Genomic DNA, 20,740 nt, shown 5'->3' on the forward strand with positions numbered 1-20,740 from the left:
GGCTCCAGCGCCGGGAGGGGTACAGAGCCTGCATGACCGTCCGTGACGAACGGCCAAGGTTGGCGGAACGCAATCAGGACATCACCGTCCGCAATGCCCGCCCGGTACCCGTGGCACCCCCGACGGGCGCCGACGACTTGCCGCGATATCTCCGTGCCCTGCGCCGGCTGTCGAACGCCGACGATCTCGCGGTCGCGTACGCCGGCTGCTCGCTCGCCGTCGAGGTGGCCGGGCGGGAAGGTACGGCGGCCGGGCTCGTCATGGCGTACTCGGAACGCAGCTCCGCGGCCCGCCGCCTGGGTGACCTGCCCGCCGCCCGCAGCGACGCCGAAGCCGCGGCCGAACTGCTGGAGGTCTCCGGCTCCGACCCCGAAGGCGCCACGGCCGCGCTGCTCACCTCCCGGCGGATCGCGGTCCGCCTCGACCTCGGCGACACCGAGTCGGCGGACGCCCTGCTCGCCGCCGGTCCCTTCGGCGGCGACCTGCCCGACGACACCGAGTTCCTGCTCCTGCGCTACGTCCGCGGCCGCCTGCACTCCGAGGCCGGTCGCCCCGGCGAGGGCCTCGCCGACCTGTACCACTGCGGCGAGCGGGTGGCCGCGCGGCGCTCCGACCACCCGGGGGTGCTGCCCTGGCGCTCCGCCGCGGCTCTCGTCCTCGCCGGACTGGGCGCGGCGGAGGCGGCCGAGCGGCTCGTCGCCGAGGAGGTGGCCCTCACCCGCCGGCACGGCCTGGCCTCGGCCCTCGGGCGGGCGCTGCGGATCCAGGGCCAGGTGCGGCCCGGCCTGGCCGGGATGAGCGCGGCCGAGGAAGCTGTCCGCGTCCTGCAGGGCACGCCCCGGCGCTTCGAACGTGCGGCGGCGCTGGTCGACCTCGGCGGCCTGCTGAACCTGGCCCGCCGCCGCCCGCAGGCCCGCCGGGTCCTGCGGGACGGGCTGGAACTGGCGGAGGCATGCGGATCCCCGGCGCTGGTGGCCCGGGCCCGGAGCTACTACGCCGGGCGTTCACCCGGCCGGTGACTCCAGGGGCTCGCGCGGCGCCCACTGGGTGTGCTCGGCGAAGGCCCGGTAGCGGTGCAGGGCCACGAAGAGCCAGCCCAGGCTCAGGATCGCCAGGACGATGAACGGGATCACGCCGCCGAACGTGTCCCAGGCCGTGTGCATGGCGACGGCACCGATGAACGTACCGATGAAGGCGAGCAGCTTCTTCCCGGTCGGCGTCGCGACGAGCGCCCACAGCGCGCCGCAGGTCAGGCCGGTCCACGCGGTGTGTCCGGCCGGGGCGGTCAGCCCCCGGACGAACAGCGTCTCCTGCACGGCGTTGATGTTCCCCTTCGACGCGAGCAGGGCGGTGAACCCGTACCCCATGGTCTCGAGCGCGGCGAACCCCATCCCGGACGCCACCCCGATGACCAGCCCGTCCGACGGCAGCCGCCGCCTGCGCCGGGCGAGCACCCCGAAGAGCAACACCACCGGAATGATCATCTTCGCCGCCTCCTCGATGACGGCGACGAACAGCATGGGCAACGCCCCCAGCCCCCGCAGCGCGTCGTACTCGAGCGTGCCGGCGACCACCACCCCGATCACGCCCCCGAAGAACGCGGCGACGACCAGGGCTGACGCGGGGACCTGCCATCGTCCGGTCCGGGCCTGGGCGAAGGTCAGGAAGGCCAGCGGTACGACGGTCGCCCCGAGCAGAAGCAGGGACGGCACGAAGTTGGGGTTCTGCGTCCGGACCAGCGTCCTGAGTACGACGATGTAGAGCGCGAGCCCGATGACCAGGACGCCCAGCCAGGCCGAGCGGCGGGGAAGATCTCGCATGCCCGGAGTCTTTCGCACCGCCCGGCTTTCCGCCACCGGCCCCGGCGGGATCCTGGTCGCGACTTCTCAGTGCGGGAAAGCGCGGGGAATGCGCGTCGAGACCTCGTTGCGGAACGCCTCGATGCGTCCCGTCACCTGGCGCCTGCCCAGGGTGTTCTCGAGGCGATCCAGGTACAGACATCGAGCGGCGAGCTTGTCGAGGTCCACGGTGAAGTAGATGGCCATCAGCGGGTTGACGAACAACGGGCTGCCGCTCGTGCGCTGGGTGAACTGAGCGTCGCCGAACGCGCCCCGCGTGGCGGCAGCGATCTGGCCGTTGACGATGCTCGGCCGGGCCGGGGTGGCGGCCTGGGCGTCGGCGACCGCGGCGCGATACAGCGCGGCTTCCCGGCTGGTGTTCGGTATGGAGAGCGCGCCGAGGTAGCCGCCGTCGCGGTCGAGCGCGGCGAGGTTCTCGAGGACCTCGACGTGGTTGACGCCGTCATGGGCGTCTATGCCGAAGCCGAGGCAGCTGACCAGCTTCACCGGCACGTCGAGGCCGGCGACGGCGGCGAGGCTGGCGATGTCCTCGACCGGCGTGCCGAGGTTGCTCTCATCGCCCCGCAGCAGGATGTCGGTGCCGCCGTCCACCAGCACCACGGCGTCGATGTCCAGGGTGCCGACCAGGTGCCGGTAGGCCTCCCGGAGGAGCTGGACGCCGAGTGGCGGGAAGGCGTACACCGTCGACGGCAGATCGTGAGCCGCCAGCCACCGGGCGAGGGTGCCCTCCGGGAAATACCAGTCCGGGCTGGTCGTGTCCGGCGTCACCGCCACGACGTGCTCCGCCACCCACGAGTCGCGGTCGATCAGGACGAGCTCGGAGAACGACAGGTTGGCCAGGTGGACCCGCACACCGCTGCGCCACAGGGCGATGGCCAGCGGGAGGCCGGCGTACACGTCGAAGCCGCCGCCCGCACCGGCGATGAGGACGCTGCGGGCCGGAGCCAGCGCGGCGAACAGGGGAGGAGTGGTCAGCGAGAACTCGGTCAATCAAGCGTCCCTTAGGGTGGGCTGATGGGGTCGGTCAAGCAGTTCCAGGTCACGTTCGACTGCGCACAGCCGGAGCGCGTCGCCCAATTCTGGTGCGAAGTGCTGGGATACGTCGTCCCGCCGCCAGCGGAGGGATTCGCGCCGGAGCAGCAGGGTTCGGCGTTCGCCTGCGTAGACCCGTCCGGGGTCGGCCCACGGCTGTTCTTCCAACGCGTCCCCGAGGGCAAGATCGTCAAGAACCGGGTGCATCTCGACGTACGGGTGGGCACCGGGCTCGTGGGCGAGGAACGCCTGACCGCGCTCGAGGCGGAATGCGCACGGTTGATCCCGCTCGGCGCGACTCGCGTGCAACTGCTGCTCGCCGACGAGGACAACGAGTCGTGCCTCGTGATGCAGGACGTCGAGGGCAACGAGTTCTGCCTCGACTGAGCGGCCGGGACCCGCGGTCCCGCAACGAAGCGCGATCTTATTCCGGGGATACCTCGCCGACCGCGACGCGAAGCCGCGCGTTCATGCCCGCCACTGCGCTGATGGCCTCGCTCGGATCGTCGGACCGGAGGAGTCCTGCCGACCGCAGATCCCTGCGAAGCCGGGCGAGCAGATGCTCCATCACCTCTGCCGGGCCGTCGAGCGTGAGAGCTGCCTCCACGTTCGACAGGATTCCGATCAAAACCCTGAGATCGTCACGGGTCGGTCCCTCTGCTTCGCGTGCGAAAGTGCTCACCAGGCCTCCAGCCGAATGACGATCAGCTTGCGAGACGGCACCAGAAACCATGAGGACGTGACCTCCGAGCCGCCCCTTTGGTTCATACCAGACCTCGAACGGACAGCTGCCATGCGGCCGGAGGTACGCCGCACGGCGGACTGTCCTGACCGGATCCAACTTTGATCGGCCGTCACAAGCAACTCTGGTCCGAGTCCCAGTCGGATCCGTCGGCGTACGCAGCATAGGCCACGGTACACACCGTTGTGATTCCATACTGCTTGGTGTAGTAAAAACGAGGAGCGTTGTAAGCGCCGTTTCTGAATGACCCGCTATGGCTGGACAGGGTCAACCCAAGCGCTGGAGCGGTCAGGCTGCACTGCCAGTTGACGCGCACGCCGGCCCATCCCTAGAACGTGCATTTGTAGGAGTACGTTCCTGTGGCAGAGTCGTATGTCGGCTTCGAGGCCACCGACGCCCCCGCAACGTAAGCCGGCTCCTGTGGGCTGGCGGCCGCTGCGCCAGTCACGTCGATAGCCGGGATGGTCGCTAGAATGATGGCGCACGCTATTGCCGCTGGACGACGATTCATGACTACCCGTGTCCTGTCGTGGGCGATTCGGCTGCTAGGTGGTTTCCTCGGTGCGCACCTGCTTCTTTCTAGCGTCATTCACTGACAGGCTTCAATTAATGTGCTGTGCCAACCTCATGCGCGAGGCAGGATTCATCGCCTTCTAGTTCGACGAATTTCGAGGCGCTCACCCGGGGGTGGGACGATCCGTTTCGCGCCTGCCAGTAGCTCGGTGGTTCGGTGAACCCATGACCCCGGCTGGTGCGGTCAGTGGGCGGCCACCACCGGCTCGGCCGCGGTGTCCGCCGGCAACGACCAGGGGCGGACGACGGCGAGCAGGACGAGGTTGGCGGCGAGCATGCCGCCCGCGATGACCAGGCCCATGCTGACCGCGCCCGTACCCAGGACCCCGACCAGGGGTGCCGCCAGGGCGCCCACTCCGAACTGGACCGCGCCGAGGAGGGCGGCTGCCGTTCCCGCCGCCTCGCCGTGGCGGGACAGCGCCAGGGCCGGGGCGTTGGGGAAGGCCAGGCCCGCCGATGCGAGGACGACCCAGAGCGGGACGAGGATGCCGGCGAGGCCGCCGAAGCCCGTGATGGCGAAGGTCAGCAGGATGACGCCGGCCACCGCTCCCGCCGCCAGGGACGTGACGAGAATGCGGGACGGGCTCCAGCGGCGTAGCAGGCGGACGTTGAGTTGGGTGGCCGTGATCAGGCCCACCGCGCCTGCGCCGAAGACGAAGCCGAACTGTTGTTCCGTCAGGCCGTACTGGTCCTGGAAGACGAAGGACGAGCCTGCCACGTACGCGAACAGCGCCGCCATCGTCAGGCCCGCCACGAGGATGAGGCCGAGGTACACGCGGTCGGTGAACAGCCTGCCGTAGTCCCGGACCGTGCCGGCGAATCCGCCGTTGCGGCGGCGCTCGGCGGGCAGAGTCTCGGGCAGGGCCAGGGCGGTCACCGTGAGGATGGCGATGCCGAAGAGCGTGAGCACGACGAAGACGCCGCGCCAGGAGGTCCAGGTGAGGGTGACGCCGCCGAGGGTCGGGGCGAGGATCGGGGCCGCTCCCATGACCAGCATGAGGCGGGAGAGCAGCTTGGCCGCGGCGAAACCGGTGAAGAGGTCGCGCACGATGGCCATGGCGACGACCGTGGCCGCCGCGGCGCCGAGGCCCTGCAGGACGCGCAGGGTGCCGAGGACCGCCAGGTTGGGGGCGATCACGCAGAGCACCGACGCGAGGATGTGCACCGCGATGCCGGCGAGCAGGGGAGTGCGCCGCCCGAGGGCGTCGGACACGGGGCCGACCAGCAACTGGCCGAGCGCCAGTCCGGCCAGCGTGCCGGTCAGGGTGAGCTGCACGGCCGCGGCGGTCGTCTCCAGTTCCGCCGTGATGGTCGGCAGGGACGGCAGGTACATGTCGATGGTGAGCGGGGCCAGCGCGATGAGGAAGCCGAGCACGAGGACCAGCCGGAGCGGTGCGCGGGTGGGCGGGGCCGTCGGTGCTGCGAGGCGTTCTGGCGCCTGCGTCATGAGAAGTCCCATTCGAGTCGTCCTGGCCGGCCGCCGTACGGCGACCGGCACAAGAACGACAAGTTGGGTGGCTCACCCATGATTCCCCGGAAGCCGAAACGTGACGGCCCCCACGTACGTCAGAACGGCGTCAGCACGATCCCGGCCTGCCGCGGGTCGCCGTCGTGCACCAGCGACTCCTGGTTCTGCACGTCGTCGAAGGCGAACGCGTACGCCTTCCCGTCCGCCATCTGGTCGTGGATGACCCGGGCGTAGTGATTGGCCGGGTCGCCCTTGTAGAAGTCGGCGCCCCCACCGCTGGGCTGGGTGTCGAGCCGGCCCAGCGTGGTGCGCTGCATGGCCGCGCAGAGCGTACGGGCGATCGGGCCCACGACGAGGTCGTTCGGGGCGCCCAGGGCGCCGTCGCAGCCCCACACGTTGGCGGTGGTGGGCTTGGTGAACGAGGCGACCACGCGGCCCGAGCCGTCCGTGAAGTTCATGACGGACCCGCTGGTGCGGCCGAAGTACTTGGTGTTCGGCCGGTCGCCGAAGGGCACGACGGTCAGGGTCTTGGTGGCGTACGCGTTCCACGCCTGGTTGATGTAGGGGTCCAGGTACGTGGGGCTCATCAGGCCCGCGTCCGCCGCCTTGCCGGGGGCGAGCACGCGCAGCACCGTACCGTCGGAACGGGTCTGGACGCTCTTGGCGAAGTCGGGCTGGGCCTTGAGCGCGTTGATCACCTTTTGCCGGCCACCCGGCTTGAGCTCGCCGGTCCTGCGGGTCACGCCGTCGCCGCCCTGGACGCTGACGATGTGCGGGATCGCGAACATGTCGACCTGGGAGCTGTTGAGGAACAGGCCCGAGTTGTCGAGGGTGAACTCGCTCCAGTCGAACAGGATGTCCTTGTTGGGGTCGCCGCCGGCCCACGGCGCGGGCTGGACCAGGCCGTCGTTGCTGAGGCGGAAGTCGAGCTTGCGGCCGAACGCCATGTAGATCCGCCCGGACAGGTTCTTCGGGATCCTGATCGTGGTGCTGGCGCCGTTGCGCGGGCCGGGGATGGACACGTCCGGGGCTGCCACCGGTACGGCGCCGCCGCCGGTCCACGGGGTGAAGGTGCCGCCGGCGTCGACGTGGCCGAGCTTGCCGGTGTTCAGGTTGACGCCGAGGACGTAGAGGTGGACGGCCTCGGGGCGACCGGTGTTGTTGGTGACCTTCACGGGCAGTACGTTGCCCGCCGGCGGGGGCTTCGGGTTGTCGGCCGGTGGTTTGGTGGGGGCCGCGGTCGGCGCCTTGGTGGTTGCGGGGGGCGTGGTCGGGGTGGCCGGCGGCCGGGTCGGCACATAGACCGGGGCGGTCGGCGCGGGCGCGGTGGCCGTACCGGTGCAGGGTCTGCCGTTGATCTTGCAGTTGAGCGGGGTGCCACCGGCGCCGATGAAGCCGAACGTCACCCTGCCGTCGACCGGGACCGCGCCGTTCCACGGGCGGTTGGTGAACGTGCGGTGCCGGCCGGCGGCCACCATGTCGGCTTCCCAGAAACTGCCGACGGTGCCGCCCGCGGGCAGGTCGAACTCGACCTTCCAGGACGTCATGGCCTTCGGGCCGCCGTTGCTGATCGTGACGCTGCCCTGCCAGCCCGTGCCCCAGTCGGAGGTCTTGCTGAAGGCCGCCGTCGTGGCGGCGGCGGACGCCGGCATGGCGATCCAGGCGGTGCCGGCTGCCGCCACCACGGCGGCCACGGAGAGGATGAGTGTTCGCTTGCGGCGCATCGGACGATTATTGGCGAGGCGTGGCGACCGGTCGGCTCGTCGGGGCCACAATTAAAGTTCTTTTCAGGGAAAAGCGCCGCCCACCGGCCGAGGAATGCGTGACCGGCGGGCGATAACACTTTCTCGGAAAAAGATTCTATGAGCGTCGCCACTTCTGATTCGCGGTGCCGGCGCAGTCCCACAACTGCAGCCGCGCGCCGTCGTTGCCGTTCCAGTCCTTGATGTCGACGCACTTGTTGGCCTGCGGGTTCACCAGGTCACCGGCCGCGGAGAGGACGAACTGCTGGGCCGGGTTGCCGCTGCAACCGACGATCTGGATCGCCGCGCCGTTCGCGGTCGAACCCCAGGCGACGTCCATGCACTTGTTGTTGGACGTCTGCAGCGTGCCGTTCACGAAAGTCCACTTCTGCGCGCCCGTGTTGTTGCACACCCACATCTGCAGTTGCACGCCGTCGGAGAAGTTCGAGTTCGGTACGTCGATGCACTTGTTGTTCCAGTTGCTCACCACCGAACTGGTGCTGCCGCCCCCGCCGCTGGTGGTCAGCGACAGCCCGTACGCGCCGAGGATCTCGTTGACGGGCTGGAACCACATCGTGCCCCCGGAGGTGCAGTTGCCGGTGCCGCCGGAGGTGACGCCCTGCGCCTGGTTGCCGGAGATCCAGGAGCCGCCGGAGTCGCCCGGTTCGGCGCAGGCGTTGCTGCGGGCGAGGCCGGAGACGGCGCCCTGGGCGTACACGACGGTCTCGTCGCGGCCGAGGATCGTGCCGCAGCGCCACCCGGTGGTGCGGCCCGAGCGGCAGACCGAGCTGCCGATCGCCGCCTCCTGCGAACCAGCGACCACGACGTTCCCGCCCGAGTAGTTGTTGACCCACGGCTGGGGGGTCCAGTCGCCGTTCGTACGGATCCACGAGTAGTCGTTGCCGGGGAACGACGAGCCGGCGAAGGTGCCCTGGGCCACGTTGTTGTAGCCGAGCGTCGGGCTGTTCACGCCGCCGCAGTGGCCCGCGCTGACGAAGCCGCCCGCGACCGAGAAGCCCACCGAGCACAGGGTGTTGCCGTTGATGACGTACTGGTCGCCGCCGCGGATGTCGTACACGGGCCGGGGCTGCTCGGCGACGTCGACCACCGTGACCGCGCCGGCGCCGCTGTCGGCGGCGAACTTGCGGGCCTGAGCCGCCGCTCCGGGCTTCGCCATCACGACGACGCTGTTGGCCGGGGTGTCGACGTACCAGCCGCGGACGGCGCTGCCGCGGGCCGCGGCGGCGTTGCGGTCCAGCTTGGCGCGGGCCGCGGCGAGGTCGCGGTCGCTGCGGCGGGCGATGACAGGTACGGCGCCGGCGGCGCGGATCTGTGCGGCCCGGCGAGCGTCGGTGGTGGCGACGGTGAGACGGTCGGCGCCGGTGGGGATCCAGGCGCCGGCGAACGTGCCGCCGAGCAGGCCGCGCAGCCGCTTCTCGACGACGGGTGCCGCGGCCTCGGTGGCGAGCCGGGCGGCGATCTGGTCGTCGGTGAGGTGGAGGTCGCGGCGCATCGCCTGGACCATGCCGGGCGCCATGTCGAAACTCGGCGCGGGGGTCTCCGCGGCGAAGCCGTAGGCGGGGATCAGGCCGACGAAGGCCAGCGCGACGGCGCCGACGCCGATCGCCTTGCGGGTACGGGACATGGGGGAGTCCTTCCGCTGATCAGGGGAAATGCGGGAGGAGAGCGCTCTCCATATCGGAGTGTTTCGATTGTTGACAACGCTGTCAAGAAACTTTCACAATTCGCGGACCCGGTACCGGTTCCGGGGATGCTCGCCGTCGTCCCGCCGACGTGGAAGGCTGAACGCATGGGAATGGTCAAGGTCGTCGGACTGGTCCTGCATCCGCGTCGCGACTGCGGCGCGGCGATCGACGCGATCGTGCAATGGGCCCAGGGGCGCGACGTGACCGTGCTCGGCCTGCACGACGAGATCACCCGGATCGACTGCGAGGCCGTGGCGGTCTCCGCCGAGGACATGGTCGAACGGGCCGGGCTGCTGGTCAGCCTGGGCGGCGACGGCACCATGCTGCGGACGATGCGCCTGGTCGAGGGCCGCAAGACCCCGGTGCTCGGCGTCAACGTCGGGCGCCTGGGCTTCCTCGCCGAGGTCGACCTGCCGGACCTGCCCGGCGCGCTTTCCATGATCGACGAACACAGGTTCACGGTCGAATCGCGTACGGCGGTACGCACGGTCCTGCCCGACGGCAAGGAGGTGTCGGCGTTCAACGACATCGCTCTGGTACGGGTGCCCGGCGACGGCCTCGCCCACATCGGCATCAACGTCGAGGGCAGCAACTTCGTGCGGTACGCGGCCGACGCGGTGATCGTCGCGACGCCCACCGGGTCGACGGCGTACAGCTTCTCCGCCGGCGGCCCCATCGTGTCGCCGAACGTCGAGGGCATCCTGGTGAGCGCCTCGGCGGCACACTCGTCGTTCAACCGCTCGCTGATGCTCTCGCCGGAAGAGCAGCTCGAGCTCGAGGTGGCGGCGACCAGCGGCCGCCTCGCCATCGAGGTCGACGGGATCATCCAGGGGTACGCCGGCGCCGGCGACCACCTGAGGATCATTCCGGTGCCGGCCGCCGCCCAGGTGATCCGCTTCGGCCGGACCTCCTTCTACGAGCGGGCCCGGCGCAAGCTGCGGGTCGAGGGCAGCGCCCAGGTGGGCGGCGGGGACCCCGGCGACGCGGTCGTCGTCGACAGCTTCGAGCAGTCCCGCTACGAGATCGTGCTGGGCGGCGAGGTAGCCGGCGTCCTGCACTACCGCCGTCAGGGCGGGCGGATCGAGCTCGCGCACACCGAGATCGACCAGGCCTTCGAGGGCCGCGGGCTGGCCGGCCGGCTGGCCTCCGCGGCGCTGGAGGACGCCCGGCGCCGCTCCACGCCCGTGCTCGTCACCTGCCCCTTCGTGACCGGGTACGTGCAGCGCCACCCCGAATTCAACGACGTGCTCGACAGGGAAGGAACACCCTCATGACCGCTCCCGTCTGCTCACACATCGACCAGGCTCAGGACATCACGCCGTCCGGCGACGGCTGCGTGGAGTGCCTGGCCGCCGGCGGCCGCTGGGTGCACCTGCGCGTCTGTATGACGTGCGGGCACGTCGGCTGCTGCGACTCGTCACCCGGCAAGCACGCGACCGCCCACTTCCACGCCGAGGACCACCCGCTCGTGCAGTCGTACGAGCCGGGCGAGGACTGGTGGTGGTGCTACAAGGACGACGTAGCGTTCAAGGTCGCCGACTCCCCGAACTTCACCTACGGCTGAGGATCTTCATGGGACACCCCGCCATCCTGACCGTCGACGACGACCCCTCGGTGTCCCGGGCCATCGCCCGCGACCTGCGCCGCCGCTACGGCGAGACCTACCGCATCATCCGCGCCTCCTCCGCCGCCGACGCCCTGGAGGCCCTGCGGGACATCAAACTGCGCGGCGGCCGCGTCGCCGTCATGCTCGCCGACTACCGGATGCCGCAGATGAACGGCATCGAGTTCCTGGAGCAGGGCATGGACCTGTTCCCGCACGCCCGCCGGGCCCTGCTGACCGCGTACGCCGACACCGACGCCGCCATCCAGGCGATCAACGTGGTGGACGTCGACCACTACCTGCTCAAGCCCTGGGACCCGCCGGAGGAGAAGCTCTACCCCGTCATCGACGCGCTGCTCGACGCCTGGCAGGCCACCGGCGACCGGGAACTCGAGGACATCCGCGTCGTCGGGCACCGGTGGAGCGGGCCGTCGTACCAGATCCGCGACTTCCTGGCGCGCAACCTGGTGCCGTACCGATGGCTCGGCGCGGACGAGCCGGAGGGGCGCCGCCTGCTCGAGGCGGCCGGGGTCGGCCCGGAATCCATCCCACTGGTCGTCACCGCCGACGGCCGGGCGCTGGCCCGGCCCACCCCGCCGGAGCTGGCCGAGGCCGCCGGCCTGTCCACCGCGCCGAACCGCGACTTCTACGACCTGATCATCGTCGGCGGCGGCCCGGCCGGGCTCGGCGCCGCGGTGTACGGCGCCTCCGAGGGCCTCAAGACGCTGCTCGTGGAGCGGCAGGCGGTCGGCGGCCAGGCCGGGCAGAGCTCCCGCATCGAGAACTACCTCGGCTTCCCCGACGGCATCTCCGGCGCCCAGCTGACCGACCGGGCCCGCCGGCAGGCCGGCAAGTTCGAGGCCGAGGTGCTCAACACCCGGGAGGTCACCGGGCTGCGGCTGGACGGCTCGGCGCGCACGCTGACCTTCGCCGACGGCGGCGAGGTGTCGGCGCACTCCGTCGTGCTGGCCACGGGGGTCGCATACCGTCCGCTGGTCGCCGACGGCATCGCCGACCTGACCGGGTCAGGCGTCTACTACGGTTCCGCCTCGACCGAGGGGCCGTCGTGCGCGGGCAGCGACGTCTACATCGTCGGCGGTGCCAACTCCGCCGGTCAGGCCGCGCTCTTCTTCTCCCGGTACGCCCGCAACGTCACCCTGCTGGTCCGCGGCGACTCGCTCGAGGCGTCGATGTCGTACTACCTCATCCAGCAGCTCAACGGCATCGGCAACGTGCACGTACGGATCCGCTGCGAGGTGGTCGGCGCGCACGGCGACGGGCACCTGCAGGCGCTCACCATCTGCGACAGCAAGAACGGCCTCAAGACGACCGTGGAGTGCGGCTACCTCTTCGTCTTCATCGGGGCGGAGCCGCGTACGGACTGGCTCGGCGACGCGGTGGCGCGCGACGAGAAGGGCTTCGTCTACACCGGCCCCGATCTGTTGACGAACGGCACACGGCCGCGGGGATGGGATCGGGACCGGGATCCGTTCTACCTGGAGTGCAGTGTTCCCGGCATCTTCGCCGCCGGCGACGTCCGGGCCAACTCGGTGAAACGGGTGGCCTCGGCGGTCGGCGAGGGCGCGATGGCCGTCACGCTGGTCCATCGTTACCTGGAGGCACAGTAGATGAGCGACCCTGAGGTCGAGGAAGTCCGCCTGCAGCCCTGCGAACCCGGCAAGCTCACGCCGGTCGAGCTGCGGACGCTGTTCCTCTTCGAGAAGCTGACCGACGAGCAGCTCGCCTGGATCGCCGACCACGGCTGCACGATGCACGCCCCGGCCGGCTCGCTCGTGCTCCGCGAGGGCGATCCGGCGGAGTCGTTCTTCGTCCTGCTCAGCGGCACGATCGCCCTCTCCCGCCGGGTGGGTCAGGACGACGTGCAGACCACGCGTACGGAGCAGCGCGGCGTCTATATGGGCGCGACCCAGGCGTACATCCGCGACGAGGGCGTGGAACGCAAGTACATGGCCACCATGCGCGCCCTCGACGACGCCGACTTCTTCATGCTCTCGGCCGCCGACTTCGGCTGGATGATGCGCGAGTGGTTCCCCATGGCGATCCACCTGCTCGAGGGCCTCACCCTGGGCATGCGCAGCACCCAGGCGGCGATCAGCGAGCGCCAGCGGCTCATGGCCCTGGGCGCGCTGTCGGCCGGCCTGATGCACGAGCTGAACAACCCGGCCGCCGCCGCCTCCCGGGCCACCGGCGCGCTGCGTCAGCGGGTCGCCGGCATGCGTCACAAGCTCGGCATGCTGGCCCACGGCAAGGTCGACCCGGACCGCCTCGACGCGCTGGTGGAGCTGCAGGAGGAGGTCATCGAGAAGGCCGCCAAGGCGCCGGCGCTGACCGCCATGCAGGCCGCCGACCGCGAGGACGAGCTCGGCGAATGGATGGACGAGCGCAACGTCACCGGCGGCTGGGACCTGGCGCCGGTCTTCGCCCAGGGCGGCCTGGACGTCCAGTGCCTCGACGACATCGAGGCCAAGGTGGGCTCACGGGAGCTGCTCGACCAGGCCATCCACTGGATCGGGTACGCGCTCGAGACCGAGCAGCTGATGAGCGACATCGAGGACGCCACCGGCCGCGTCTCCTCGCTGGTGTCGGCCGCGAAGCAGTATTCGCAGCTCGACCGGGCCGCGCACCAGTGGATCGACGTGCACACCGGCCTGGACAGTACGCTGGTCATGCTGAGCCACAAGATCGGCACGGGCGTCAAGGTGGTCAAGGACTACGACCGTACGCTGCCGCAGGTGCCCTCCCACCCGGCCGAGCTCAACCAGGTGTGGACCAACATCATCGACAACGCGGTGCAGGCGATGAACGGTGCCGGCACGCTGACCGTCCGCACGTTCCGCGAGGACGACCACGTCGTGGTGTCCATCGGGGACACCGGCCCCGGCGTCCCCGAGGAGCTGCGCAAGCGGGTGTTCGAGCCGTTCTTCACCACGAAGGCGGTCGGCGAGGGCACCGGGCTGGGCCTCGACATCTCGTACCGCATCGTGGTCAACGGCCACGGCGGCGACATCGTGCTGCAGTCGAAGCCCGGCGACACCCGGTTCCTCGTCAAGCTGCCGCTCGCGGAGCCGCCCTCACGCTGAGCAGCGGTCAGAAACTGACCGCTTCAGCGCCGAGACTGGCCGGATGAACAACGACATCCTGCTCCCGGACCGGTCGGTGCCGGCCGCCGGCCCGGTGCTCAGCCCGTTCGTCATCGTCGACGACGCCGCCGGCTTCATCGACTTCGTGTCCGAGGTGTTCCGCGTGGCGGAGACCACCGGGGCGAGAACCTCGATGCCCGACGGCAAGCTGATCCACGCCCAGTTGCGCCTCGGCGCGGTCGACCTGATGGTCGCCGATCGTCTCGACGGATGGCCGCCGCGCCCCGGCCTCCTCCAGGTCTGGGTGCGCGACGTGGCGGCGGTGTTGCGGCGCGCGGAGGCTCGCGGGGCCACCACCGTCACCGAGCCGGTCCCCTTCTACGGGGGATCGATCCTCGGGAGGATGCTCGACCGCTGGCAGACCATGTGGTGGCTGCGGGCGCCGGCACCTGGCCGGCCCGACCCCGCCCCGGTCTGGGAGGGAGGCTCGGACGTGGTTTTCCGCACCCTCGACACGGCCTTGCGAAGGTTGGCGGGCACCCCGAAGCTCCCGCACCCGTGATGGGTGCGGGAGCGCTGCAGTGCTCGTAACGTCTAGAGCAGACCTCGCACGTAGGCCGCCTGGCCCGCGTGCTGGACGTCGTCGTCGAGGATGCTCACCAGCCGTACGCCCAGCGTGACCGGTGGATCCCAGGCCTCGTCCACCACCCTGTCGAGCTCCTCCGCGGTGAGGCCCGAGACGTAGGCGACCGTGCGTTCGTGCACCGCCCGGTAGTAGTTCGTCAACGCCTCGGCGCTCTGGGGGCGGACGGCGGCGACGTCCTCGGGAGAGTGGCCGTAGCCCGTGTCGTCCGGGTCGGGCTTGCGGCCGAACCGGGACGCCCAGCCGCCGGCGAGGTATATCTGTTCCTCGCCGAGCAGCTCCGCGATGTGGCTGTCCTGGACCCGGGTCAGGTGCCAGACGAGCCAGCCGACCGTATTGCCGCGGCCCGCCGGCGCGGTGCGGAGTTGTTCCGCGGTCAGCCCGTCCACGGCCGTATCGACCAGATCGGGCAGGCGTCCGTACGCCTCGGCGAGCAGTTCGCTGACGTTCACAGTGTCCGCATCTTCCTATTCGGTCGTCGGGTCCTGGTCCTGCTCCTGCTGCGGTGCGATCTGTTGATCGGGTTGCTGCTGATCGCCCGCGGGCGTCTGCTCCGGCGCCTGCGTGGTCGTCTGGGTGGACTCCGGGGTCGGCTCCGTGGTGGCCGGCGTCTGCTCCGGGGCGTCCGTCGCGGGCGTCTCGCTGGGCGAGGTGTCCGGCGTGGACGACTCGTCGTCGGACGGCGTCTCGGAGACCTCGGTCGCCGGTTTGTCGTTCCTGTCGGACGAGTCGTCGTTCTTGGAGACGAGGCTGGTTATGGTCGTGCTGCCGCTCGACTTGTGCCCCGTGAGGGAGGCGAGGGACCGCCCGGCGGTCGCCTCCACCGCGAAGATCGCACCCATGGCGATGAGGAAGACCATGGCCGTTCCCGCCAGGACCGGCTTCCACCGGATCGCCAGCGGGCGCCGTTCCGGCAGCACCGTGTGCGACGGGTTCTCCTCCTCGGTGGCCGCCGCGACCGGCGGGGTGCCCACCGCGGCCGGCGCCTTGATGAAGGCCGGCGCCACCGTCTGCAGGTGCTTGGTGCTGCGCTTCAGGGAATTGTTGAAGATCTCCGTTCCGACCGAGCCGACCACACTGGCCAGCGCAGCCCCGGCCAGGGTGCCGGCCACTCCCAGGAAGGAGCCGAGCACCGCGGCGGCGACCGCCGCGAGCGTGCCGGCGATGACCTTGCTGATCTGGATGCCGGACCACAACCGGTCCGGTGCCTGCTCGCTCATGTCCTCCTCACCTTGCGACTCCGTCGAGTCGGCACAAAGTCTCAGCCTTTACCGAGCCGCTGCGCACTAAACCATCCTCGTTCGGCGAGGATCTCGCGCAGCGGACGTACGTGGATGCCCTCGGCGGCCAGCCGCTGGCGGGCCAGCCGGCGGGTGCGCAGGATGCCCGCCACGCCGATGATGCCGATCGCGTACTGCACTGCCATGGCGGCCTTGAAGTCGGCGATGTCGTAGTCGGCGTGCCCGCCCGTGCGGGCGTCCAGGATCAGGCCGACCAGCATGATCGTCAGCAGCGACGCCACGAAGCCGCCGACGTTGACGATGCCGGTGGCCGTGCCCAGGCGGTTGGGCGGGTTGAAGGTGCGGGCGAACTCGAAACCGATCATCGATCCCGGGCCGCCCAGGCCCAGCGCGATCACCAGCAGCACCACCACGGCCAGTGGCGCGCGGCCTGGCCACGCGATGACCAGCCCCCAGCCGAGGCCGCCGGCGGCGATCACCCCGAGCACGAGCCAGGAGCGGCGCATCGGGTGCCGCTGCACCAGGACCCCGAGCAGCGGGCCGCCCACCATCCCGACGACCACGAAGAGGGTGAGCAGGGTGCTCGCGACCCCCCGGGACAGGCCCTCCCCGGCGACCAGGAACGGATAACCCCACATCAGGGCGAAGACCGTGCCCGGGAACTGGCTGGTGAAGTGCGTCCACAGCCCGAGCCGGGTGCCGGGGTGGCGCCAGGCGGCGGCCAGGTCCGCGCCGAGCCGGCGGAACTCGATCGGGTCTCCCGAGTTGACGCGGCGATCCGGCGTGTCGTGCATCGCCACCAGCGCGACGATCGCCACGAAGAGCCCGGACGCGGAAGCGCAGACGAACGCCGTGGTCCAGCCGGCACCGGCCAGTAGAGCCGCCAACGGCACGGCGCTGAGCACCTGACCGAGCTGCCCGACGATGCCGGTGAGCTGGGTGACCACCGGCACCCGCCCGGACGGGAACCACTGCGGCACCAGACGCAACACGCTGATGAAGGTCATCGCGTCGCCGGCGCCGACCAGGATACGGGCGGCCACCGCGCCGCCGACCCCCTCGGTGAAGGCCATGAGGGCCTGGCCGGAGGCCATGATCAGGGCGCCGGCCACGACCAGCCGCAGCGAACCGAACCGGTCCAGCAGCAGCCCGACGGGCACCTGAAGGGCCGCGTAGACGAGGAGCTGCAGCACGGCGAAGGACGCCAGCGCTCCCGCACCGATGGCGAACCGATGTTGTGCGTCCAGCCCCGCTACGCCGAGTGACGTGCGGTGCAGCACGGCCACCACGTACGCGGAGAGCCCGACGGCCCACACCGCCCAGGCCCGGGCACCGCCCTGCATGAAACCCACTCCGTCCGCTTGCGTGCGTTCCACCCTTCCGCGGACGGCGCAAGACCGCCAACGAGGAGCGTCACAAAACGGACGTGTGCCCGGTCATAGATTCCCCAAACCGGCCGGCACCCCCAGATGCCCGGTCAGCCAGCCGACCGTCTCGCGCAGGTACTCCGCGCGCGACGAGCGGTGCAGCAGCTCGTGCCCCTCCCCGGGGAAGAGCAGGTATCTGTGCGGCACACCACGCGCCGCCAACGCTGTCACGACCTGCTCCGCCTCGATGACCGGGACGTTGCTGTCGTTCTCCCCGTGCACCACCATCAGCGGCGCTCGCAGCCGGTCGATCCGGGTGATCGGCGACAGGTCCCGCAGCAGGTCGGCGTCCTCGACGGGGTCGCCGTACTTGGACACCGCCGCCGCCGCGATCCACGGCTCGGTGTGCTCGTAGAAGGTGGCGAAGTTCGACATGCCGCAGACGTCGATGCCCACCGCGAACAGCTCCGGGTACGTCGTGAGCGCCGCCAGCGTCAGGTAACCGCCGTACGAACGACCCATGCACCCCACCCGCGCCGGATCCGCGACGCCCGCGCCGACGAGGTGCTCGACACAGGCGGCGACGTCCGCGACGGCCGCCCGGCGCAGCGGGCCGTTGTCGGCGTTGACGAAGCTGCGGCCGAAGCCCGACGAGCCGCGGACGTTGGCCGCGAACACGGCGATGCCGCGGTCGACCAGCGACTGGAACAGCGGGCCGTGTCCCGGGCGCTCCTGCGCCTCCGGCCCGCCGTGCAGCCACAGCACCGTCGGGTGCGGGCCGGCAGTTGCGGGTTCGAAGAGCCAGCCGCTGATCTCGAGGCCGTCGTGCGACGGGAACCGGCGCAGCGTCGGGTACACGGTCCCGGGTGCGGCCTCCTCGGCCGAGACGGCCAGCAGCTGCTCGCCGTCCCAGGTCCAGACGCCGTGCGGCTGTCCCGGTCCCTCGGCGGTGAACGCCAGCGTGCTGCCGTCGTGACTCCAGACCGGCCCCGAGACCACCGTGCCCGGCAGGTCCACCCGGGTGACGGTGTCCGCGGAGAGCACGGTCAGCTCGGAGCGGCCACCGTCGACGTTCCAGAGCACCGCCACCTTGGAGCCGTCGGAGGTCAGCGCGAACGCCTCCACCTCCCCGTCCTCGGAGGCGGCGAGGACCTCGGCGCTTCCGGCGCCGGCGCGCAGCAGCACCGGGCGTTCTCCGGCGTCGCCGCGGGCGTAGATCGAGCCGTCCGGCGCGAAGCAGGCCTGCTCGCCGCTGGTCACGTACTCCTCGACGCCGTCCGGGTCGCGCACGACCACGAAGCGGCCGCCACGAGGGCCGCGCCGCAGCAGGGCGCGGCCGCGGTCCGGCGAGACGTCGAAGAGGGAGATCAGGTCACCCTCGGCGACCGTCTCGCGGGTGCCGCGCTCGGCGTCGACGAGGGCGGCGGTGGTGAGGTTCTCGGTCACCGCGAGCAGCGGGCGGCCGGGCAGCCAGCGCACGTTCTCGGCGCTGTCCGCGCCGAAGCCCGCGACCTGGTGCAGCGCCGAGCCGTCCGGGCGGACCAGCCAGACCTCGGTACGCGGCGCGCCGCCGGGCGCGATCACGCACGCCAGCCAGCCGCCGCCCGTGGACCAGTGCACCGACGCGACCGGTTCCTCGCCCGTGTCGACCAGGAAGGTGAGCTCACTGCCGACCGGCTGCACCCAGACCTTGGGCGAGCCGCTGCGGTCGGACACGTACGCCATGTGCCGGCCGTCCGGCGACAACGTCGGCGACCAGCTGCCGCTGGCCTCCGAAGGATAGGACCCCTTCGTCGTCCAGCCCTCGGGCAGCACGGTGACGTCGACGCGGCTGAGCTGACCGGTCATCCGGGTCCTCCTTCGGCTTGCTAGATCCCCTTGTCCTGCAACCACATCTCGAGCAGGGCGAGCTGCCACAGCTGGTTCGCCCCGAGGGTCGTACGAGGAGTGTTCGGGTCGGCCAGTAGCGCGTCAACGTACTCCTTGCGGAAGAGATTCCGCGCGCGGGCCGCCGGTGCGTGCAGCGCCTCGCGGACCATCTCCAGCATCGGCCCTTCCAGGTGCCGGATTCCGGGAACCGGGAAGTAGCCCTTGGTCCGGTCGATCACCTCGTCGGGCACGACCCCGCGGGCCGCGTCCTTGAGGACCCCCTTGCCGCCCTGGGCCAGTTTGAGCTCCGGCGGGCAGGCCGCCGCGAGCTCGACCAGCTCGTGGTCCAGGAACGGTACGCGCGCCTCCAGCCCCCACGCCATCGTCATGTTGTCCACCCGCTTGACCGGATCGTCGACCAGCATGACCTGCGAGTCCAGCCGCAACGCCGCGTCGACCGCGGTGGTGGCGCCGGGCCGGGCGAAGCTCGCCGCCACGAACTCGCGGCTGACGTCCTCGTCGAGGAACCACTCCGGGTTCAGCTGCCGGGCCAGGTCACCGTGGGGGCGGTCGAAGAACTCCTTCGCGTACGCGTCGACGGCCCGGTCCCGGGGCACGTCCTCGAGCGGGGGGTACCAGCTGTAACCGGCGAGGATCTCGTCCGCGCCCTGCCCCGACTGCACGACCTTCACCTGCTGGGAGACGTCCTCGCTGAGCAGGTTGAAGGCGACGCAGTCGTGGCTGACCATCGGCTCGCTCATCGCGGCGACCGTGCGCGCCACCGCCGGCAGGAAACGGTCCTTGCCGATCCGGATCTGGTGGTGCCGGGTGTCGAACTGCTTGGCGATGATGTCGGAGTACGCGAACTCGTCGCCGCTCTCGCCGGCCGCGGACTCGAAGCCGATCGAGAAGGTGGTCAGCCCCCGCTGCCCCTGCTCGGCCAGGAGCGCCACGATGTACGAGGAGTCGAGCCCGCCGGAGAGCAGCACCCCGACCGGCACGTCGGCGACCATCCGCCGCTCGACCGCCGTACGCAACTTGACGTGGATCGCCTCGGCCCACTCCTCGCGGGTGGTGGGGGCGTCGACGCGGGTGTGCGAGGCCTCCCAGTAGACGTTCGAGGTGGACGTACCGTCCGGCTCGATGATGCGGACGGTCGCCGGCGGCAGCTTGCGGACGCCGGCCACGATCGTCCGCGGTGCCGGCACGACCGAGTGGAACATCATGTAGTGCTGCAGCGCCACCTTGTCGATGGACGTGTCGACGCCTCCGGCGGCGAGCAGGGCGGGCAGGGTGGAGGCGAAGCGCAGCCGGCCGGGGGTCTCGGCGAGGTACATCGGCTTGATGCCCAGCCGGTCGCGGGCCAGCATCACCCGGCCGGTGGCGTGCTCGGTGATCGCGAAGGCGAACATGCCGAGGAAGTGCCGCACGCAGTCGGCGCCCCAGCGGTGGTACGCCTTCATGATCACCTCGGTGTCGGAGGTGGAGGCGAAGGTGTAGCCGTGGCCCCGCAGCTCGTCACGCAGCTGCTGGTAGTTGTAGATGCAGCCGTTGAAGACCAGGGTGAGGCCGAGCCGCTCGTCGGTCATCGGCTGGCCGCCGGCCTCGGACAGGTCGATGATCTTGAGGCGCCGGTGGCCGAACGCGACCGCGCCGCGGTGCCACAGGCCCTCGCCGTCCGGGCCGCGCGACTCCAGGCAGGGCAGCATGCGCCGGACGGCCTCGGGGTCGGCCGCCCGGTCGTCGAACCTGAGCTCGCCGCCGATTCCGCACATGATGGATCAACCTCCACGA

The 20,740-nt window shown here is 70.8% G+C and carries 18 protein-coding genes; 7 read left to right on the top strand and 11 right to left on the bottom strand.

The features are described 5' to 3' along the window. The first annotated feature begins 32 nt into the window (after window positions 1–32). Window positions 33–1,019, top strand: a complete 987-nt coding sequence (locus ACIBO8_RS15485; RefSeq protein ID WP_396115861.1) for a hypothetical protein — start codon at window positions 33–35, stop codon at window positions 1,017–1,019. Here the strand turns inward: ACIBO8_RS15485 and ACIBO8_RS15490 are convergent. Further along, complete coding sequence (locus ACIBO8_RS15490) at window positions 1,005–1,820, bottom strand: PrsW family intramembrane metalloprotease (protein WP_396115862.1); 816 nt, start codon at window positions 1,818–1,820, stop codon at window positions 1,005–1,007. The genes ACIBO8_RS15485 and ACIBO8_RS15490 overlap by 15 nt on opposite strands. Window positions 1,821–1,886: 66 nt before the next feature. After that, entirely contained in the window at window positions 1,887–2,849 is a 963-nt protein-coding gene (locus tag ACIBO8_RS15495) for a DUF1152 domain-containing protein (protein WP_396115863.1), read from the bottom strand. Between the two features lie 24 nt (window positions 2,850–2,873). On the opposite strand from ACIBO8_RS15495, the gene ACIBO8_RS15500 reads away from it, so the two are divergent. Further along, on the top strand, window positions 2,874–3,278 hold the full coding sequence (locus ACIBO8_RS15500) for a VOC family protein (protein ID WP_396115864.1): 405 nt from the start codon (window positions 2,874–2,876) through the stop codon (window positions 3,276–3,278). Window positions 3,279–3,315: 37 nt separating this feature from the next. Here ACIBO8_RS15500 and ACIBO8_RS15505 read toward each other — a convergent pair whose 3' ends face one another. From ACIBO8_RS15505 to ACIBO8_RS15520, 4 genes are all read right to left on the bottom strand, one after another. Then, entirely contained in the window at window positions 3,316–3,573 is a 258-nt protein-coding gene (locus ACIBO8_RS15505) for a hypothetical protein (protein WP_396115865.1), read from the bottom strand. Between the two features lie 817 nt (window positions 3,574–4,390). Beyond that, the gene (locus ACIBO8_RS15510) at window positions 4,391–5,653 is read right to left on the bottom strand and encodes a multidrug effflux MFS transporter (protein WP_396115866.1); all 1,263 of its coding nucleotides are present in this window, start codon (window positions 5,651–5,653) and stop codon (window positions 4,391–4,393) included. Between the two features lie 119 nt (window positions 5,654–5,772). Next, window positions 5,773–7,398, bottom strand: coding sequence for a beta-1,3-glucanase family protein (locus ACIBO8_RS15515; RefSeq protein ID WP_396115867.1), 1,626 nt, complete (start codon window positions 7,396–7,398; stop codon window positions 5,773–5,775). Between the two features lie 136 nt (window positions 7,399–7,534). Further along, window positions 7,535–9,061: a ricin-type beta-trefoil lectin domain protein gene (locus tag ACIBO8_RS15520; RefSeq protein ID WP_396115868.1), complete on the bottom strand. Its 1,527-nt coding sequence runs from the start codon at window positions 9,059–9,061 to the stop codon at window positions 7,535–7,537. A 165-nt stretch (window positions 9,062–9,226) separates the two neighbouring features. On the opposite strand from ACIBO8_RS15520, the gene ACIBO8_RS15525 reads away from it, so the two are divergent. Genes ACIBO8_RS15525 through ACIBO8_RS15545 form a run of 5 tightly spaced genes read left to right on the top strand, consistent with a single transcriptional unit; the run spans window position 9,227 to window position 14,388 of the window. Then, on the top strand, window positions 9,227–10,396 hold the full coding sequence (locus tag ACIBO8_RS15525) for an NAD(+)/NADH kinase (protein ID WP_396115869.1): 1,170 nt from the start codon (window positions 9,227–9,229) through the stop codon (window positions 10,394–10,396). Continuing rightward, window positions 10,393–10,686 (top strand): UBP-type zinc finger domain-containing protein, encoded by a 294-nt coding sequence (locus ACIBO8_RS15530; RefSeq protein WP_396115870.1) that lies wholly within the window; start codon window positions 10,393–10,395, stop codon window positions 10,684–10,686. Before ACIBO8_RS15525 ends, ACIBO8_RS15530 begins: the two co-directional genes overlap by 4 nt. Before the next feature lie 8 nt (window positions 10,687–10,694). Beyond that, entirely contained in the window at window positions 10,695–12,353 is a 1,659-nt protein-coding gene (locus ACIBO8_RS15535; protein WP_396115871.1) for an FAD-dependent oxidoreductase, read from the top strand. Then, entirely contained in the window at window positions 12,354–13,826 is a 1,473-nt protein-coding gene (locus tag ACIBO8_RS15540) for an ATP-binding protein (RefSeq protein ID WP_396115872.1), read from the top strand. Window positions 13,827–13,869: 43 nt separating this feature from the next. Then, on the top strand, window positions 13,870–14,388 hold the full coding sequence (locus ACIBO8_RS15545; RefSeq protein WP_396115873.1) for a VOC family protein: 519 nt from the start codon (window positions 13,870–13,872) through the stop codon (window positions 14,386–14,388). A gap of 32 nt (window positions 14,389–14,420) precedes the next feature. On the opposite strand, the gene ACIBO8_RS15550 is transcribed toward ACIBO8_RS15545, so the two are convergent. The 5 genes from ACIBO8_RS15550 to ACIBO8_RS15570 form a co-directional block, all read right to left on the bottom strand. Then, a complete protein-coding gene (locus ACIBO8_RS15550) occupies window positions 14,421–14,921 on the bottom strand; it encodes a DUF664 domain-containing protein (protein ID WP_396115874.1) in 501 nt (166 codons plus the stop codon). A gap of 15 nt (window positions 14,922–14,936) precedes the next feature. Continuing rightward, window positions 14,937–15,689: a hypothetical protein gene (locus tag ACIBO8_RS15555; protein ID WP_396115875.1), complete on the bottom strand. Its 753-nt coding sequence runs from the start codon at window positions 15,687–15,689 to the stop codon at window positions 14,937–14,939. A 41-nt stretch (window positions 15,690–15,730) separates the two neighbouring features. After that, the gene (locus ACIBO8_RS15560) at window positions 15,731–17,053 is read right to left on the bottom strand and encodes a nitrate/nitrite transporter (protein WP_396115876.1); all 1,323 of its coding nucleotides are present in this window, start codon (window positions 17,051–17,053) and stop codon (window positions 15,731–15,733) included. A gap of 93 nt (window positions 17,054–17,146) precedes the next feature. Next, window positions 17,147–18,925 carry a S9 family peptidase gene (locus tag ACIBO8_RS15565; RefSeq protein WP_396115877.1) on the bottom strand — a complete coding sequence of 593 codons (1,779 nt, stop codon included), beginning with the start codon at window positions 18,923–18,925 and terminating at the stop codon, window positions 17,147–17,149. A 20-nt stretch (window positions 18,926–18,945) separates the two neighbouring features. Then, a complete protein-coding gene (locus ACIBO8_RS15570; protein ID WP_396115878.1) occupies window positions 18,946–20,721 on the bottom strand; it encodes an N-acetylglutaminylglutamine amidotransferase in 1,776 nt (591 codons plus the stop codon). Window positions 20,722–20,740: the final 19 nt, after the last annotated feature.

Origin of the sequence: Actinoplanes sp. NPDC049681, from assembly GCF_044465265.1 — a bacterium.
In the GTDB taxonomy this organism is placed as follows: domain Bacteria; phylum Actinomycetota; class Actinomycetes; order Mycobacteriales; family Micromonosporaceae; genus Actinoplanes.

Bases quoted from the DNA above. Each gene is read 5' to 3' on its own strand.
- ACIBO8_RS15485 (WP_396115861.1), top strand. From the start codon at position 33: ATGACCGTCCGTGACGAACGGCCAAGGTTGGCGGAACGCAATCAGGAC.
- ACIBO8_RS15490 (WP_396115862.1), bottom strand. From the start codon at position 1,820: ATGCGAGATCTTCCCCGCCGCTCGGCCTGGCTGGGCGTCCTGGTCATC.
- ACIBO8_RS15500 (WP_396115864.1), top strand. From the start codon at position 2,874: ATGGGGTCGGTCAAGCAGTTCCAGGTCACGTTCGACTGCGCACAGCCG.
- ACIBO8_RS15510 (WP_396115866.1), bottom strand. From the start codon at position 5,653: ATGACGCAGGCGCCAGAACGCCTCGCAGCACCGACGGCCCCGCCCACC.
- ACIBO8_RS15515 (WP_396115867.1), bottom strand. From the start codon at position 7,398: ATGCGCCGCAAGCGAACACTCATCCTCTCCGTGGCCGCCGTGGTGGCG.
- ACIBO8_RS15520 (WP_396115868.1), bottom strand. From the start codon at position 9,061: ATGTCCCGTACCCGCAAGGCGATCGGCGTCGGCGCCGTCGCGCTGGCC.
- ACIBO8_RS15525 (WP_396115869.1), top strand. From the start codon at position 9,227: ATGGGAATGGTCAAGGTCGTCGGACTGGTCCTGCATCCGCGTCGCGAC.
- ACIBO8_RS15530 (WP_396115870.1), top strand. From the start codon at position 10,393: ATGACCGCTCCCGTCTGCTCACACATCGACCAGGCTCAGGACATCACG.
- ACIBO8_RS15535 (WP_396115871.1), top strand. From the start codon at position 10,695: ATGGGACACCCCGCCATCCTGACCGTCGACGACGACCCCTCGGTGTCC.
- ACIBO8_RS15540 (WP_396115872.1), top strand. From the start codon at position 12,354: ATGAGCGACCCTGAGGTCGAGGAAGTCCGCCTGCAGCCCTGCGAACCC.
- ACIBO8_RS15545 (WP_396115873.1), top strand. From the start codon at position 13,870: ATGAACAACGACATCCTGCTCCCGGACCGGTCGGTGCCGGCCGCCGGC.
- ACIBO8_RS15555 (WP_396115875.1), bottom strand. From the start codon at position 15,689: ATGAGCGAGCAGGCACCGGACCGGTTGTGGTCCGGCATCCAGATCAGC.
- ACIBO8_RS15560 (WP_396115876.1), bottom strand. From the start codon at position 17,053: ATGCAGGGCGGTGCCCGGGCCTGGGCGGTGTGGGCCGTCGGGCTCTCC.
- ACIBO8_RS15565 (WP_396115877.1), bottom strand. From the start codon at position 18,925: ATGACCGGTCAGCTCAGCCGCGTCGACGTCACCGTGCTGCCCGAGGGC.
- ACIBO8_RS15570 (WP_396115878.1), bottom strand. From the start codon at position 20,721: ATGTGCGGAATCGGCGGCGAGCTCAGGTTCGACGACCGGGCGGCCGAC.